The organism is Mesoterricola sp. MK458, from assembly GCF_055384935.1.
In genome coordinates, this window is the sequence record NZ_AP045075.1 from 3,469,878 (window position 1) to 3,484,581 (window position 14,704).

A 14,704-nucleotide genomic window follows, 5' to 3' on the forward strand; every position below is an offset into this window, starting at 1 on the left:
CCGGAACGGGGCCCGTGCCCCGTTCCGGGAATTTCGCCATAAAACCTTGGCGTCCCTCGATTTTTTCGCAGTACAATCGCTCCACCGCACCACCCGCCCGGGATCTTTCCAGCCAATCAACGTCCAACGGCACCCGGGACGATACGTTTTCTTCAGTGCTCGTGCTCTTCAGGTCATGAAATCCGGAACCAGGCGTTGCCAATGGGTATCTGCCCTAAGCGCGTCATGAATTGAAATGTGACGCAGGAGGCCCCATGTTGAACATCCAGACCCGCCAGGAAGGGAACGCATCGGTCGTTACCATCCAGGGCAAGGTCAACTTCGAGGTGACGGCCCAGCTGAGGGACGTGATCCGGGACACCGTGACCACGCTCCAGCCCAAGCTCCTGGTCATCAACCTCGAAAGCGTGTCCTTCATCGATTCCTCGGGACTCGGCCTCCTTGTGGCCGCCCGCAACAGCGTGGACAAGAACAACGGCAAGCTCCACCTCTGCGCCCTGCCGCCCCAGGTGAAGAAGACCTTCGACCAGACCAACCTCACGAACTACTTCTCCATCTTCACGACGGAGCAGGACGCGCTTCGCGGGGCCTGAGGCATGCAAAAAGGCGTCGTGCTGGTCGTCGATGACGAAGCGCCCATACGGGATATCCTCAGCTTCTACCTCAAGCGCGCCGGCTACACGGTGCTCCTGGCCGAGAACGGCCGGGCGGCCCTGGACGAGATGGCCAAGCTCCAGCCCGATCTCATCCTTTCGGATCTCCGCATGCCGGAGATGGCCGGGGATGAGCTGTGCCAGGCGGTGAAGGGGGATCCCCGCACGCGCGACACGTTCTTCGTGCTGGTTTCGGCCCTGGACGGCACGGCCTCGAAGATCGGCGGCCTGAACCTCGGCGCCGACGACATGATCTCCAAGCCCTTCCACGCCCAGGAGGTGATGGCGAAGGTGGAGTCGGCCTTCCGCATCATCGGCATGCAGAAGGAGATCAAGCGGCAGAACCTGGAGCTGACGCGGTTCCAGGAGCGCATGACTGCCGAGTTGGGGCTCGCGGCGCGCCTGCAGGTGGGCCTGCTGCCGCCCATCCCCGGGCAGGCGGGGAACATCCGCTACACCCACCGCTACCTGCCCGCGGAGGGCATCGGGGGCGACATCTACGCCATCCTCAACCTGCCCGACGACAGCGTGGCCCTGATGATCGCCGACGTGAGCGGCCACGGCGTGACCGCGGCCCTCATCTCAGCCATGGTGAAGACCTGCTTCGAGAACCAAGTGCGCTTCGGCCACGGCCCCCTGGCGTGGGCCCAGGCCATGAACCGGGACCTGGCGCGCAGCACCCTGGCCGAACAGTTCGCCACCGCCTTCCTGGCGCGGCTGGACCCGGCGTCCGATACCCTGCAGTACGTGGCCGCGGGCCACGTGGCGCCCATGCTCATCTCCCAGGGGGCCACCGGCGGCAAGCGCATCCCCACGGTCCTGGGGGAACGGGGCTTCATGCTGGGCATCGACGAGAGCCTGCAGTTCCAGCAGCAGACCTGCCCCTTCATGAAGGGGGACCGGCTCATCGTCTACACCGACGGCCTGGTGGAGGTGGAGCGGGAGGACCGTTCGTTCCTGGGGGACGAGGGCCTGCTGGAGATCTGCTCCGACCTGCCCGCGGACGAGGAGGAGGCGGCGGACCTCATCGTGCGCCAGGCCGTGGCCTTCAACGAGTCCACGCCCTTCTCGGACGACGTGACCCTCGTGGTGCTGGACCGGCTGGGCTAGGACGGCCCTCTAGCGGGCCTCCAGTTCGGCCAGGGTGAGGCGGATGCCTTCCTCCAGTTCCGTCATGGGCTTGAGGTAGCCCGCGGCGCGCAGGCCCCCCAGGTCGGCCTGGGTGAAGCTCTGGTACTTGCCGGCGAGCTCGGCGGGGAAGGGGATGTACTCGATGCGGCCCTTGCCCAGGTGCGCGATGAGGGTCTGGGCGATGGCGTTGAAGCTCCTGGCCTTTCCGGTGCCGGCGTTGAAGATGCCCTGGGTCACGGGGCCCTGGGCGAAGTGGAGGCCGATATCGACGATATCGCCCACGAAGACGAAGTCCCGCACCTGCTCGCCGTCGCCGTAGCCGTCGGTGCCCGAGAAGAGGCGGCACACGCCTTCGTTGCGCAGCTGGCGCAGGAGCTGGTGGAGCACGGACATCATGCGGCCCTTGTGGTCTTCCCGGGGGCCGTAGACGTTGAAGTAGCGCAGACCCACCACCGTGCTGCGCACCTGGGGCAGGAGGTGGCGGACGTGCTGGTCGAACAGGAGCTTCGAGTAGCCGTAGACGTTGAGGGGACGCTCGTTGGCGGGGTCCGGGACGAAGACGGGGCCGGGGCCGTAGGTGGCGGCGCTGGAGGCGTAGACGAAGGGGATGGCCTTGGAGAGGGCGTAGTTCAGCAGGGCCTTGGAGTCGCCGAAGTTGTTCTCCAGCATGTACCGGCCGTCGCCGCCCATGGTGTCGGAGCACGCGCCGTTGTGGAGGATGGCGTCGGCCTGGAGGTCGAAGGTGCCGGCGTCGAGGCGGGCCCGGAAGGCGCGCTTGTCCATATAGTCCTGGATGACGAGGTCGGACAGGTTACGGAACTTCTCGGAACGCTCAAGGTTGTCCACCACCAGGATGTCGGTGCGGCCCCTGCGGTTGAGCTCCTTGACGACGTTGCTGCCGATGAACCCGGCGCCTCCGGTAACGATGATCACGGGGACCTCCTTGTTTCGATTATGGCTCAGCCGTCGCGTTCGGGGCTGGAATCCCCGAACCGGGCCATCCAGGCGGGGCCCACTTCGGCCAGGATCATGGCGCCCAGGATGATTCCGCCCCCGGCCAATTGGACCGCGGAGAGGCGCTCCCGGATCCCGGGCACCCACCCGGTCATGGCCAGGAGGGCCGTGAACACGGGTTCCAGGGAGTAGAGGATGGCGGCCTCGGTGTTGCCAAGGTGGGCCTGGAGGGTGGACATGAGGTAGAAGGCCAGGGCGGTGGCCAGGACGCCCAGGTAGGCCAGGGCCACCCAGACGCCGGGAACGGCCAGGGCGGTGCGGGCCGTCTGGAACCCGTGGGGCGCGGGGAGGATGGCCGTGAGGGCGGCGGAAACGACGGCGATGGTCGCCACCTGCATGAACGCCAGGACCCAGCCGTTGGAGCGCCGGCTGAAGATGCCCGTGAGGGCGATGTGGAACCCGCAGCCCACCGCGCACACCAGGGTCAGGGAGTCCCCACGGTTCCAGCCGCCGAAGCTCACCCCGGGGGTGTGCACCAGCAGGAAGAGCCCGCCGGTGGCCACCACGGCGCCCAGGCCGTGGGCGATCTTGAGGCGGTGGCCCAGGAGCACGCTGGCCATGGGCGTGAAGAGCACGTAGAGGCCCGTGATGAACCCGGACTTGGTGGTGGTGGTGGTCTCGAGGCCGCTGGCCTGGAGCCAGAAGATGGCGGTCAGCAGCAGGCCCAGCCACAGGCCGTCGGTGACCGAGCGCCGCTCCAGGGGAACCCGCAGGGCCAGGAGGAGAATGCCCAGGCAGGCGCTGCCGATGCAGAAGCGCAGCGTGAGCATGGCCCCCACGCTGAGACCGGCCTGGAGGGCGAACTTCATGGCGGCGAAGCTCGCGCCCCACACGACGGCGATCATGAGCGTCCCCACCACGGCGGACGTGTGCTTGAGACCCCTGGAATCCGTCACGGCGTCAGCGCAGGGAGGCGGCGACGCGGATTTCCACTTCCGGCTGGTCGGGGCTGTCGGTGGTGAGAAGGACCTTCTCGCTGTACATGCCGGCCTTGGCGTTGGCTGCCAGGACCACCTGCAGGTCCTGGCGGGAGGCGGCCCCCTTGCCAGCGCCTTCGACCCGGACCACCGGGTTCGTGGTGCGCGCCGAAAGGATGCGGAAGGGCTTGCCGTCCACCTGCTTCAGGACGACCTTGGCCCGGTGCTCCTTGCCCGCGGGCTCCACCCAGGCCACACGCCCGGGTTCGGCCACCACGTAGGCCCGCAGTTCCCACTGGACGGTGATGTTGATGACGGCGGCCCGGGGGTTGTCGGTCTTCACCACCACGGCGTCGGTGCCGGAGGGGCGGGAGGCGGGAATCTTCGTGCCATCCATGTGGATGTCCACCCAGGCGTCGTTGCCTTCGGGACGGACGGAGCAGGTGAGCCAGGCGGCCCCCGGGGAACGGGCGTCGGTGACGTGCACGGGCCTTCCGTTGCCGGAGACGAGCCGCACGGAGGCCTTGCGGGGGACCGTGCGCTGCACGTCCTGCAGGAAGACCGCCTCGCTGGAGGGCATGATCTCCCGCAGCACCTCGGCCTCGAAGGTGAGGTCCAGGGTGGGGTTGGAGGGGTCGTTGGAGACCACCTGGATGGACTTGTGCACCTGGCCCCGGAAGCCCGCGGGATTGAAGGTGGCCTCCACCTCGGTGCTCTGGCCGGGATTGAGGGTCCACTGCCCGATGACCGTGGAGGTGCAGCCGCAGGAGGGGTTGAGTCTGCTGATGTTGAGTGGGGCGTTGCCCTTGTTGGAGACCTTGAAGCGGTGGACGGCCTTGGTGTCCCCGTACAGCTTGCCGAAATCGAAGTGGGCCTTGTCCACGGAAATGGATGGCCCCTGGGCCAGGCACAGGGCCGGGACCATCAGGCTGAATAGGAAGGGACGCATGGGCAACCTCGGACAGACTCGTTCATTCTACGCGGAATCCCGCCGTTCAAATCGGACGTGGTGGCCGGGCTCCGCCTGGCCGCCACGTGGGGGAGCACGAGGGGGGACGGAGAGGGCGCGCAGCGACCGCGCGGTCCCCCTTCGTTCACATCAGGTCCAGGAGGTTCCTCCAGGCCCGCTCGGGCTGGATGCCCGCGAGGCAGGGATGGCCTTCCACCGTGCAGACGGGCTTGAAACAGGGGGCGCACGGGATTCCGTCCAGGCGGATGCCCGCGGTCCGGGGGCCCCACGGGGTGCTGCCGCCGGGGTCCGTGGCGCCGTACAGGGCCAGGGTGGGGGTGGAGCAGGCGGCGGCCAGGTGGCTCAGGCCCGAGTCGTTGCCCAGGGCGGCCCGGGCGCCCCGGAGCCAGGCGGCGGCCTGCACCAGGGAGGTGCGGCCGCAGAGGTTGTGGGTGGCGTCCTGGGCCACGAAGTCGCACACGTCGCGCTCATCGGGGGTGCCCAGCACCGCCACCGCGAATCCGTCCAGCCGGGCCAGTCGCGCCAGGTTCCGGAAGTGGTCCCGGGGCCAGGCCTTGGACGGCCAGGTGGAGCCGGGCATGAGGCAGATGTAGGGCTCGGCAGGCAGGTCCACGGTGACGGCCGGGGCATAGTCGGCGAAGGGCATGGGGGGCAGGTCCGGCCAGCGCCGGGCCAGCACGGCGTGGTAGCGCTCCAGGAAGGGGCCCTGGGCATCCCAGAAGGGGCCGCTGTGGGTATTGAAGATCCCCGCGAGGCTCTCGTCCACGCCGATGCGCTCGGGGACCCGGGCCAGCCAGGCCGCCAGGGCGGGGCGCAGGGACTTGGGGAAGTGGATGCTGCGGGCGGCGTGGTGTTCCCGGAGGAGGCCGGCCATGGCCAGGGGACCGGGCCTGCTCCGGTCGGGCACCACGGCGTCGGCGAGCTCGTGGCCCTCCACCAGCGTCACGGCGGGGCTGGGGCCCCAGACGACGATGGGGCCGGCGCCGATGGTCCGCAGGATGCGGAGCACCGGAAGCTGCATGGCCGCGTCCCCCACGAACCGGGGGAACCGTACCCAGGTGGCGCCCTGGGGGATCACGCGAGCCCCCGCAACCGCTCCAGGTGGGGCAGCAGGGCCGCGGGATCCAGGCGGTCCATGCCGCCTTCCAGGTCGGCCTCGGGGCCGGGGTACTGGAGCACCTGGACCCGGCGGCCCAGGGGGGTCCAGCGGCTGGGGCCACGGTTGGAGCTCAGGCCCATGAGGGCGAGAACGGGCACGTCCAGGGCCGCGGCCAGCTGGGTGGGGCCGGTGGAGGGCCCCAGGAAGGCGTCGCAGGCGGCGATGCGGCCCAGGAGGCCCCGGAGGTCCGTCTTCTCCAGCCTTGAATCCTCGGGCGGGGCGAGGATCACCGGGTGCCAGCCGGCGGCCTCGAGCACCGGGAGCGCCCGGGCCCACCAGGCTCCGGATGGGAAGGCGGAGGAGCCGGAGCTGCGGGTGGCGATGCCCAGGAGGGGGCGTGGCAGGGCGGAGAACGCGGCCCGGCCCAGGTCGAGCTCCTCCTGCCGGAGGTGGATCCGCGGGGGGGCCGGGGAGCCCCCCTGCCAGCCCCAGGGGCCGAGGAAGTCCAGGACGTTCTGGGCCTCGTGGCGGCCCGTGCCGTTGCGGCCCCGCCAGAGGACATGCGTGGCGTCCAGGATCTGGCGGCCGCGGCTCCGGGCCACCCGCACCGGGACGCCGGCGGCCTTGGCGGCGGTGATGACGGCGGTGTCCCGGTGACCGAGATTGAGCACGGCGTCGGGGGCGATCCCGCGCATGAGGGCGACCAGGTCGGTGCCGGGCTCGCGCACATGGACGCCCGGGAGCCCCTGCAGGAGCGGCGCCGCGTAGGGGGACACGAGCCAGTGCACCTCGGCCTCCGGCATGCGCGAGAGGATGCGCTCCATCACGGGGAGCGAGATGACCACATCGCCGAGGGCGTCCGTCCTGCCGAGAAGAAAGCGCATGATTGGATGGTTCCTCATTCCCCAAGGCCGGTCAACGCTGAGATACTGGGCCCGAGTCCCCACCCCCCCCGAAAAGCGAACCCATGCGCCCTGCCGTCACTCCCAAATCCATCCTGCTCGTCGAGGATGAGGCCAGCTTCCGGGACGTCCTCCAGATGGGCCTCGCGCCCCAGGGGTTCGAGACCGTCGCCGCCGCGGGCCTGGCGGAGGCCAGGGCGGCCCTGGAGGCGCGACCCTTCGATGCGGTGGTCTCCGACCTCCGGCTCAAGGACGGCAGCGGCATCGATCTGCTCGCCTGGATGAAGGAGCGGGGCCTCGACGTGCCGGTGGTGATCATGACGGCCTTCGCCACCACCGAGACCACGGTGCGGGCCCTCAACCTGGGGGCGGTGGACTTCCTCACCAAGACCAAGAACGACATCCAGGAGCTGTCCAAGGTGCTCAAGGGCATCTTCTCGGTGTCGGTGTCGCCCGGGCCCGAGGTGCGCGACATCGGGGACCTGGTGGGGGTGGGTCCAACCATCCGCAAGGTCCAGGCGCTGGTGGGCAAGATCGCCCGGGCCGACACCACCGTCCTCGTCACGGGGGAGAGCGGCACCGGCAAGGAGATCGTGGCCCGGCTCGTGCACCGGTATTCCGACCGGTCCAAGGGACCCTTCGTGCCCGTGAACTGCGGGGCCCTGCCCGAGGCGCTCCTGGAGTCCGAGCTCTTCGGCTACGAGAAGGGGGCCTTCACCGGGGCCAACTTCACCCGCCGGGGCCTGTTCGAGGAGGCCGAGGGCGGCGTCATCTTCCTGGACGAGATCGGGGAGATCCCCCTGCCCCTGCAGGTCAAGCTGCTGCGGGTGCTCCAGGAGCGGCGCATCCGGCGGGTGGGGGCCAACGAGGAGCGGGCGGTGGACGTGCGGGTCATCGGCGCCACCAACCGGGACCTGCGGGACCGGGCCGAAAAGGGCCTGTTCCGCCAGGACCTCTACTATCGCCTGAACATCCTCCACATCGAGCTGCCCCCCCTCCGGGAGCGCCAGGAGGACCTGCCGGTCCTGGTGGAACATTTCCTGGCGAAGTTCTGCCGCAAGCTCAACAAGCCGACCATGGGGCTGGCGGAGGAGGCCATGGCGGTCCTGAGGGCCTGCCGCTTCCCGGGCAACGTGCGGGAACTTGAGAATCTCATGGAACGGTGCGTGGCCTTGAATTCCGGCGGGCCCATCGGCGTGGATCTTTTCCCGGACGACCTGATGGCCCGCAACGGGAGCGTCGGCTCCCAGGCGGCGGGCGCTCCGGACATCCCCGCGGGGGGGTTCGACCTGGAGGCCTACCTGGGCGCCCTCAAGGGACATTTCCTGCTCCGGGCCCTGGAGCGGGCCGAGGGCAACAAGACCAAGGCGGCCCGCCTGCTGGGCATGGGTTTCCGGGCCTACCGGTATTGGCTGCAAGAAATGGGTGGCAAGGGGACGCCCGCCCCGGCCTTTCCCGTTCCCGAATCCTTCCCCCCCGCCGAGGCCCCGGAGGGCGACGCCAAGGGCGACATACCCAACGATTTCTTGTAAAATCTCCGACCTGTGGCACACTGGGATGCTTGGACAAGGACGTCCGGGTTACCCATACTTACTCTCTACCCAGGACCCCCTTCCCCGGAAAGAGACATGAACAACAACCGACAAGCTGGCTTCTCCCTGATGGAACTGCTGGTGGCCATGATGATCATGGCCGTCCTCGCCACCATCGGGATCCGGAAGTACCAGGAGTTCTCCGCCAACGCGCGGTACATCAAGGCCCACGACACGGTGAAGACCGTGTCCGAAGGGTTGGACTTCTACTATCTCAAGCATGGAAAGTACCCTGATTTCACCAGCTTCGAGGCGATGGTCGACCCCAACTCCCTGCTGGTGAAGGAGAACAACATTCCCGTGAACGTGTCGCCCACCGACCCCTGGGGAAACCCCTTCGAGGGAAAATCTGACAAGGGCGGCTACGTGCTGAAGTGCGCGGGGGACCCCGGCGGCTCCGCCGACCGGCCTCCCTTCACGGCCGAACCGGGCAAGAACGCCGGGCCCTCCGGCGGGGCACCCGCAGGTCCTGAAAAGGAACCCGCGAAATGATTGATCTTACCCAGTTGCCCTCCGAGGGCGCGCGTGCGGAAGGCGTGACCGCCACCCTGGACCTGGGGGACGGCACGGGCCTGCGCGAAGCCGCCTGGCAGGTGCGGGTGGTGCCTTCGGACGCGGATTTCTTCCTGGAGATCAAGGGCACCGCCACCTGGGAAGGGAGCTGCTCCCGCTGCCTGGAGCCCCTGGACCTGGGCATCGCCGTGGAGAGCCAGTTCCTGGGCAGCCGCGACAAGGAGCTCGCCATGGGCGGGTCCCACGCCCTGGGCAGCCAGGACCTGGACGTGGTCTTCCTGCCCGAGCCGGTCCTGGACGAGGAAGCCCTCGCCCGCGAACATTTCCTGCTCCACGCCCCCATGCACCCGCTGTGCCGGGAGGACTGCAAGGGCCTGTGCCCCCAGTGCGGCAAGAACTGGAACAAGGGTCCCTGCTCCTGCCATCCTGAGCGGGTGAAGGAACCGGGTGCCCTGGCCAAGGCCCTCTCGGGTCTGAAGCTCAACCTGGAAGACGCCTGACCCGGCTTCTCCTTTTCCCTCAACCGACCACTCTCCGAGGAGTCAACCATGCCGAATCCCAAGCGCCGCCACTCCCGCGCCCGCCGCGACCGTCGCCGCACCCACGATTCCCTCGACACCATGAGCTCGAGCACCTGCCCCAACTGCGGCGTGCCCAAGATGCCCCACCGTGTCTGCCCCTCCTGCGGCTTCTACCGCGGCAAATTGACCGTGCGCCCTGACCAGACCGTTTGAGGCCAGGGTGGACGCTCCCACCATCTACCGGATCGCCCTTGACGTGATGGGCGGGGACAACGCCCCCGCAGCCCTTCTCGAAGGGGCCCGGGCGGCCCTGGATGCGCATCCCGAGCTCTTCCTCCACCTGGTGGGGGACGAGGACCGGTTGCGCCCCATGCTGGGCCACTTCGGCCTCAAGGGGGAGCTCACGTCCCGGTTCGCCATCGTCCACGCCGCCAGCGTCGTGGACATGGACGACAAGGCGACGTCCATCCTGAAGGAGAAGAAGGACTCGAGCATCCGCGTCGCGGCCCAGCTCGTGCGGGAGGGAAAGGCGGACGGCGTCGTGTCCATGGGACACACCGGCGCCGCCATGGTCGCGTCCAAGATGGTCCTGGGCACCCTTCCGGGGGTGGACCGGCCCTGCCTGGCGACCATCCTCCCCAACATGCAGGGGCGACCCACGGTCCTCCTGGACGTCGGGGCGAACATCGACTGCCGGCCCGAGCAGATCGCCCAGTTCGCGGTCATGGGTTCCGTCTACGCCGAGGAGGTGCTGGGCATCACCCGGCCCCGCGTGGGCGTCCTGAGCGTGGGCGAGGAGGAGGGCAAAGGCTCCACCACCACGCGGGAAGCGGCCCAGGCCCTCAAGGACATGGACCTCAACTTCACCGGCAACGCCGAGGGGCGCGACATCTGGAACGGCAAGTTCGACGTCATCGCCTGCGACGGCTTCGTGGGCAACGCCCTGCTGAAGTCCGCCGAGGCCCTGGCCGAAGGGCTCATCCAGGGCATGAAGGGGGTCTTCCGGGAAAACCTTCTCACCAAGCTGGGCGCCCTGCTGACCATGAACGGCCTGAAGCGGTTCGCGGCCAGGCTGGACTACGCCGAATACGGCGGCGCCCCGCTGCTGGGCGTGAAGGGGATTTCCATCATCGGCCACGGCCGCTCCAACGCCAAGGCCGTCCACAGCGCCATCCGCGCCGCGCTCATGGCCTGCGAGCACGGCGTGAACGACCACATCCAGGAGACCCTGGGGCGGCTCATGTCCCAGGCTGGCACCCAAGAGACATCCTGAGGCGGGGTTCGCCCCCCCGAAACCGACCGCGCTCCCGGATGTCGCCCGCATTCGGGAGCGCATTTTCCGCACGTCCGCAAAGGTGGAGCCACCCATGAAATACAAGCGCATTCTCCTGAAGCTCTCCGGCGAGGCCCTCATGGGCGAACAGGGACACGGCATCGACCCGGACGTGGTCGCCATGATCGCCGACCAGGTCAAGACCATCCAGGGCCTGGGCGTCGAGGTGGGCCTGGTCATCGGCGGCGGCAACATCTTCAGGGGGGTGGCCGGGGCCACCAAGGGCATGGACCGGGTCACCGCCGACCACATGGGCATGCTCGCCACCATGATCAACGCCCTGGCCCTCCAGGACGCCCTGGAGCAGCACGGGGTGGAGACCCGGGTGATGTCGGGGATCGACGTGCCCAAGGTGGCCGAGAGCTACATCCGCCGCCGGGCCATGCGCCACATGGAAAAGGGCCGGGTCGTGATCTTCGGGGCCGGCACCGGCAACCCCTACTTCTCCACCGACACCGCCGCCGCGCTGCGCGCCAACGAGATCGACGCCGAGGTGGTGATGAAGGCCACCAACGTGGACGGGATCTACACCGCCGACCCCAAGAAGGACGCCTCGGCCACCAAGTACGAGCACATCTCCTTCCAGGAGGTCCTGGAGAAGAACCTCAAGGTCATGGACGCCGCGGCCATCTCGCTGTGCCGGGACAACCACCTGCCCATCCTCGTGTTCAACATGAACGTGCCGGGGAACCTGCTGGCCGCGGTGAACGGGGACGTGGTGGGCACCCTCGTGGGGTAGAAATGGACCTCTTCGCCGGCCTTCCCGACACCTCCGTCGTCACCGGCGCCGACCTCACCGAGGGCTACCGGCGCGACGAATCCCACGTGGTGGGGGACCCGCCCCTGGCGGTGGTCAGGCCCCGGAGCGCCGCCGCCCTGCGCGAGCTGGTGCGGCTGGCCGGGACCGAAGGGTTCGCGTTGGTTCCCCGGGGCGCGGGCACCGGCAAGGCGGGGGGATGCGTCCCCGTTGGGCGCGCGGTGGTGGTGGACATGGGGGCCTACCCCGGCACCCTCAAGGTGTCGAAGCCGGACCTGGCCCTGTGGGCGCCCGTGAGCGCGCCGCTACGGGACGTGAAGGCGGCGGCCCTGGCGGAGGGCCTGTTCTATCCCCCGGATCCCAATTCCTGGGAGCAGTGCGCCTTCGGGGGCAGCCTCGCCACCAACGCGGGGGGACCGGGCGCCTGCAAGTACGGCATGACCCGCCACTGGGTGCTTTCCGTCGACGCCCTCATGGCGGACGGGGAGGTGCACACCTTCGGGATCCCCAGCGTGAAGTGCAACGTGGGGCCCAGCCTGGGACAGCTGCTGGTGGGGAGCGAAGGGATCTTCGGGATCATCACCGGGGCCACGGTGCGTCTGGTGCCGGCCCCCCGGGAGCGCCTCACCCTCCTGCTGCCCATGGAGCGCTGGCACGAACTGCTGGACCTGCCGGGACGCCTGGTGGAGGCGGGCTACCTGCCTTCGGCCTTCGAGTTCTGGGACCCCGCGGTGCTGCGGGATCTTCGCCAGCACGGCCCCGAGGCCGCGCGGCGCATGCCGGGCGAGGCCCTGGCCCTGCTGGAATTCGATGACCGGGACTGCGGGTCCGAGCCCTTCCTGGAGGGCCTGATGGAAGCCCTGGGGGACCTGGGCGAACACCTCCAGTCCGCCACGGACGCGCGCCAGCGCGAGGCCCTGTGGGAGGTGCGGCGCACCACCTCCTCCCATCTCAAGGAGCGGTTCCCCCGGAAGGTGAGCGAGGACGTCGTGGTGCCCCGCAGCCGCATCCGGGCGTTCTTCGAGGCCCTGGAGGCCCTGGGGCTGCCCACGGTCACCTACGGCCACCTGGGCGACGGCAACCTGCACGTGAACCTCCTGGCCGCCGGCGAGACCCCCCGCGCGGAACTGGACCGCCAGCTCATGGAGCTGTTCGGCCTTTGCGTGCGGCTGGGGGGCACCCTCAGCGGCGAACACGGCATCGGCCTGGCCAAGCGGGACGCCTTCCAGCGCTTCGCCGATCCCTTCCAGGTGGAGGCCCTGCGCTCCATGAAGCGGGCCCTGGACCCGGCTGGCATCTTCAATCCCGGAAAGGTGGTCCTCCCATGACCCTCATCCTCGGCCACCGCGGCCTCTCCTCCACCCACCTCGAGAACTCCATGACGGCGTTCCGGGCCGCGCTGCAGGCCGGCATGGACGGGTTCGAACTGGATGTCCAGCCCACCGCCGACGGCGTGTGCTGCGTCCTGCACGACGACGACCTGGGCCGCACCGCCAAGGCCGGAGGCGTGCTCCGCAGGATGCGCGCCTCGGAACTGCCCCCGCTGCGCAACGGCGATCCGGTGCCCCGGCTCCTGGATGTGCTGGAACTGGGCGCCCGGCTCGTGAACGTGGAGCTCAAGGGCGAGCCCGGGTGGAAGCAGGCCCTGGCGGCGGTGGAAGCCGCCGATGCCCTGGACCGGGTGCTCTTCAGCAGCTTCGAGCACAGCGAGGTGCTGGAACTGTGGGCCTCCTGCATGGAGGCCCGGTGTGGGTTCCTGTGGGAGGCCTCCGAGGCCGACGACCTGGACGCCGAGTCCCTGGAGGGCCTGCCGGAAAAGCTCACCCTTCACGTGCCGCTGGTGGCGGTGACCCGGCGCCCCGCGTTCTGGAAGCCCTATGCCGGGCGCCTGGCCCTGTGGGGCCTGAAGACCCCCGCCGAGGCCACCGGCCTGGGTTTCGAGCCGGCCATCCTGATCACGGACGGTCTCTGAAGCCGATCCGGCGCCCAAGCCCGCCCAGGGCCACGCCACCCCAGAGCCAGGCTCCCGAGACGGCCAGGGCGGCGCCTCCCAGGGGCAGGGAGGCGGCGGCCATCAGGGCCGGAGTCCAGGTGCCCAGGAGATCCCCGGCCCGGTAGATGAAGGTGTCGATGAAAGGCTTGGCCTTGTACTTCTCCCCGGGACCCAGGGGGATGTAGAGGATCTCCCGGGCGGGCCGGTCCACGGCGTAGTGGAGGCCCCGGCGCAGCACCTGGAAGAGGGCCAGGGTGCCAAAGGTGGGCAGGGCCCACAGGGCGCCGAAGCCCGCGAGGGACAGAACGGGCATGATGCAGAGCACCACCCGCATGCCCGCGGCCTTGATGAGGCGGCTGGACAGGAACACCTGGGTGAAGAGGGTAAGGACGTTCACCCAAACATCCAACCGGGCGAAGGCCGCGGTGCGGGCGGCGGCGCCGGTGAAGGTCCGGGCCACGATCTGCCCCTGCTGCATGTAGAGGAACGTCGACGTGATGGTGTAGAGGAGGATGTAGAGGCCGATGAGGGCGAGGTAGGGGGATCCGGCCAGGAGCCGGAGGCCCTGGAAGAGGCCCGGGCCCGGTTCCCTGGAGGCGCCCGACTCGGCGCCCATGCCGAAACGGGTGGCCAGGGTGCGCACGCAGAGGATGGCCAGTTCGAGGCAGAGGATGGTGACCAGCAGCAGGGTGCCCGCATCCACGTGCCGGGCCGTGAGGGCCGCGGTGGCCGAAGCCCCCGCGATGGCGCCCAGGGTCCCGCCCATGGCGATGAAGCCGAAGAGGCGCTTGCCCTGGTCCTGGTCCAGGCCGTCGGCCATGAAGGCCCAGAACACGGACACGGCGAAGAGGTTGAAGACGCTGAGCCAGACGTAGAAGGCGTAGCCCAGGCCCGCGCCGCCGTGGCCGGGCAGGAACCGGAAGAGCAGGTAGAAGACGCCCAGGGTGGCGCCGCAGAACCGGTAGGCCATGGGGATGGACCGGCGCCGGGGGAACCGGGACACCAGGGCCGAAAAGGCCGGGTTGGCCAGGAACATCACCGCCATGGTCCCGGTCATGAGCCAGGGGAGCTTGTCGGCGCCCCGGGCGATGCCGAAGGCCTCCCGCATGGGGCGCAGGAGGTAGTAGCCGAAGAGGAGCAGGAAGAAATACGCGGTGGAGAAGAAGAGGACCGCGCCCTCGCCGGGGCGCACCAGGACGAGGCGGGCCAGGGTGCGCTGGGGAAGGGAGGGGGTCATGGGGCCTCGGAAGGAAGTTTGGATACTATATAGCTAAACGAGGTATAGTCTTGGACGTTTATTACTCAAACC

Annotated in this window: 16 protein-coding genes; 10 read left to right on the forward strand and 6 right to left on the reverse strand. The window is 69.2% G+C overall.

Annotated elements, in window-relative coordinates:
* Nucleotides 1-254 precede the first annotated feature (254 nt).
* Both ACZ5LB_RS15150 and ACZ5LB_RS15155 read left to right on the forward strand, forming a co-directional pair.
* Nucleotides 255-593: an STAS domain-containing protein gene (locus ACZ5LB_RS15150; RefSeq protein ID WP_306598308.1), complete on the forward strand. Its 339-nt coding sequence runs from the start codon at nucleotides 255-257 to the stop codon at nucleotides 591-593.
* A 3-nt stretch (nucleotides 594-596) separates the two neighbouring features.
* On the forward strand, nucleotides 597-1,763 hold the full coding sequence (locus ACZ5LB_RS15155) for a PP2C family protein-serine/threonine phosphatase (RefSeq protein WP_464603043.1): 1,167 nt from the start codon (nucleotides 597-599) through the stop codon (nucleotides 1,761-1,763).
* 9 nt (nucleotides 1,764-1,772) lie between these two features.
* Here the strand turns inward: ACZ5LB_RS15155 and rfaD are convergent, their stop codons facing one another.
* The 5 genes from rfaD to ACZ5LB_RS15180 all read right to left on the reverse strand — a co-directional run bounded on the left by rfaD (nucleotide 1,773) and on the right by ACZ5LB_RS15180 (nucleotide 6,668).
* A complete protein-coding gene (rfaD, locus tag ACZ5LB_RS15160) occupies nucleotides 1,773-2,717 on the reverse strand; it encodes an ADP-glyceromanno-heptose 6-epimerase (RefSeq protein WP_464603044.1) in 945 nt (314 codons plus the stop codon).
* A gap of 26 nt (nucleotides 2,718-2,743) precedes the next feature.
* Complete coding sequence (locus tag ACZ5LB_RS15165) at nucleotides 2,744-3,694, reverse strand: DMT family transporter (RefSeq protein WP_464603045.1); 951 nt, start codon at nucleotides 3,692-3,694, stop codon at nucleotides 2,744-2,746.
* A gap of 4 nt (nucleotides 3,695-3,698) precedes the next feature.
* Complete coding sequence (locus ACZ5LB_RS15170) at nucleotides 3,699-4,664, reverse strand: DUF1573 domain-containing protein (RefSeq protein WP_464603046.1); 966 nt, start codon at nucleotides 4,662-4,664, stop codon at nucleotides 3,699-3,701.
* Between the two features lie 145 nt (nucleotides 4,665-4,809).
* Nucleotides 4,810-5,763 carry a glycosyltransferase family 9 protein gene (locus ACZ5LB_RS15175; RefSeq protein WP_464603047.1) on the reverse strand — a complete coding sequence of 318 codons (954 nt, stop codon included), beginning with the start codon at nucleotides 5,761-5,763 and terminating at the stop codon, nucleotides 4,810-4,812.
* A complete protein-coding gene (locus ACZ5LB_RS15180; protein WP_464603048.1) occupies nucleotides 5,760-6,668 on the reverse strand; it encodes a glycosyltransferase family 9 protein in 909 nt (302 codons plus the stop codon). The genes ACZ5LB_RS15175 and ACZ5LB_RS15180 overlap by 4 nt, the downstream gene beginning before the upstream one ends.
* A gap of 83 nt (nucleotides 6,669-6,751) precedes the next feature.
* Here ACZ5LB_RS15180 and ACZ5LB_RS15185 point away from each other — a divergent pair, with 83 nt between their 5' ends.
* The 8 genes from ACZ5LB_RS15185 to ACZ5LB_RS15220 all read left to right on the forward strand — a co-directional run bounded on the left by ACZ5LB_RS15185 (nucleotide 6,752) and on the right by ACZ5LB_RS15220 (nucleotide 13,374).
* Nucleotides 6,752-8,218, forward strand: a complete 1,467-nt coding sequence (locus ACZ5LB_RS15185) for a sigma-54-dependent transcriptional regulator (protein ID WP_464603049.1) — start codon at nucleotides 6,752-6,754, stop codon at nucleotides 8,216-8,218.
* A gap of 96 nt (nucleotides 8,219-8,314) precedes the next feature.
* The gene (locus ACZ5LB_RS15190) at nucleotides 8,315-8,770 is read left to right on the forward strand and encodes a type II secretion system protein (RefSeq protein ID WP_464603050.1); all 456 of its coding nucleotides are present in this window, start codon (nucleotides 8,315-8,317) and stop codon (nucleotides 8,768-8,770) included.
* A complete protein-coding gene (locus ACZ5LB_RS15195; protein ID WP_464603051.1) occupies nucleotides 8,767-9,291 on the forward strand; it encodes a YceD family protein in 525 nt (174 codons plus the stop codon). Before ACZ5LB_RS15190 ends, ACZ5LB_RS15195 begins: the two co-directional genes overlap by 4 nt.
* A gap of 48 nt (nucleotides 9,292-9,339) precedes the next feature.
* The gene (gene rpmF, locus ACZ5LB_RS15200) at nucleotides 9,340-9,525 is read left to right on the forward strand and encodes a 50S ribosomal protein L32 (protein ID WP_464603052.1); all 186 of its coding nucleotides are present in this window, start codon (nucleotides 9,340-9,342) and stop codon (nucleotides 9,523-9,525) included.
* A 7-nt stretch (nucleotides 9,526-9,532) separates the two neighbouring features.
* On the forward strand, nucleotides 9,533-10,585 hold the full coding sequence (gene plsX, locus ACZ5LB_RS15205) for a phosphate acyltransferase PlsX (RefSeq protein WP_464603053.1): 1,053 nt from the start codon (nucleotides 9,533-9,535) through the stop codon (nucleotides 10,583-10,585).
* 94 nt (nucleotides 10,586-10,679) lie between these two features.
* Nucleotides 10,680-11,384, forward strand: coding sequence for a UMP kinase (pyrH, locus tag ACZ5LB_RS15210; protein ID WP_464603054.1), 705 nt, complete (start codon nucleotides 10,680-10,682; stop codon nucleotides 11,382-11,384).
* A gap of 2 nt (nucleotides 11,385-11,386) precedes the next feature.
* Entirely contained in the window at nucleotides 11,387-12,730 is a 1,344-nt protein-coding gene (locus ACZ5LB_RS15215; protein WP_464603055.1) for an FAD-binding oxidoreductase, read from the forward strand.
* The gene (locus tag ACZ5LB_RS15220) at nucleotides 12,727-13,374 is read left to right on the forward strand and encodes a glycerophosphodiester phosphodiesterase (protein ID WP_464603056.1); all 648 of its coding nucleotides are present in this window, start codon (nucleotides 12,727-12,729) and stop codon (nucleotides 13,372-13,374) included. The genes ACZ5LB_RS15215 and ACZ5LB_RS15220 overlap by 4 nt, the downstream gene beginning before the upstream one ends.
* Here ACZ5LB_RS15220 and ACZ5LB_RS15225 read toward each other — a convergent pair.
* Complete coding sequence (locus ACZ5LB_RS15225) at nucleotides 13,358-14,632, reverse strand: NTP/NDP exchange transporter (protein ID WP_464603057.1); 1,275 nt, start codon at nucleotides 14,630-14,632, stop codon at nucleotides 13,358-13,360. The two genes, ACZ5LB_RS15220 and ACZ5LB_RS15225, sit on opposite strands and share 17 nt — an antisense overlap.
* Nucleotides 14,633-14,704 lie beyond the last annotated feature (72 nt).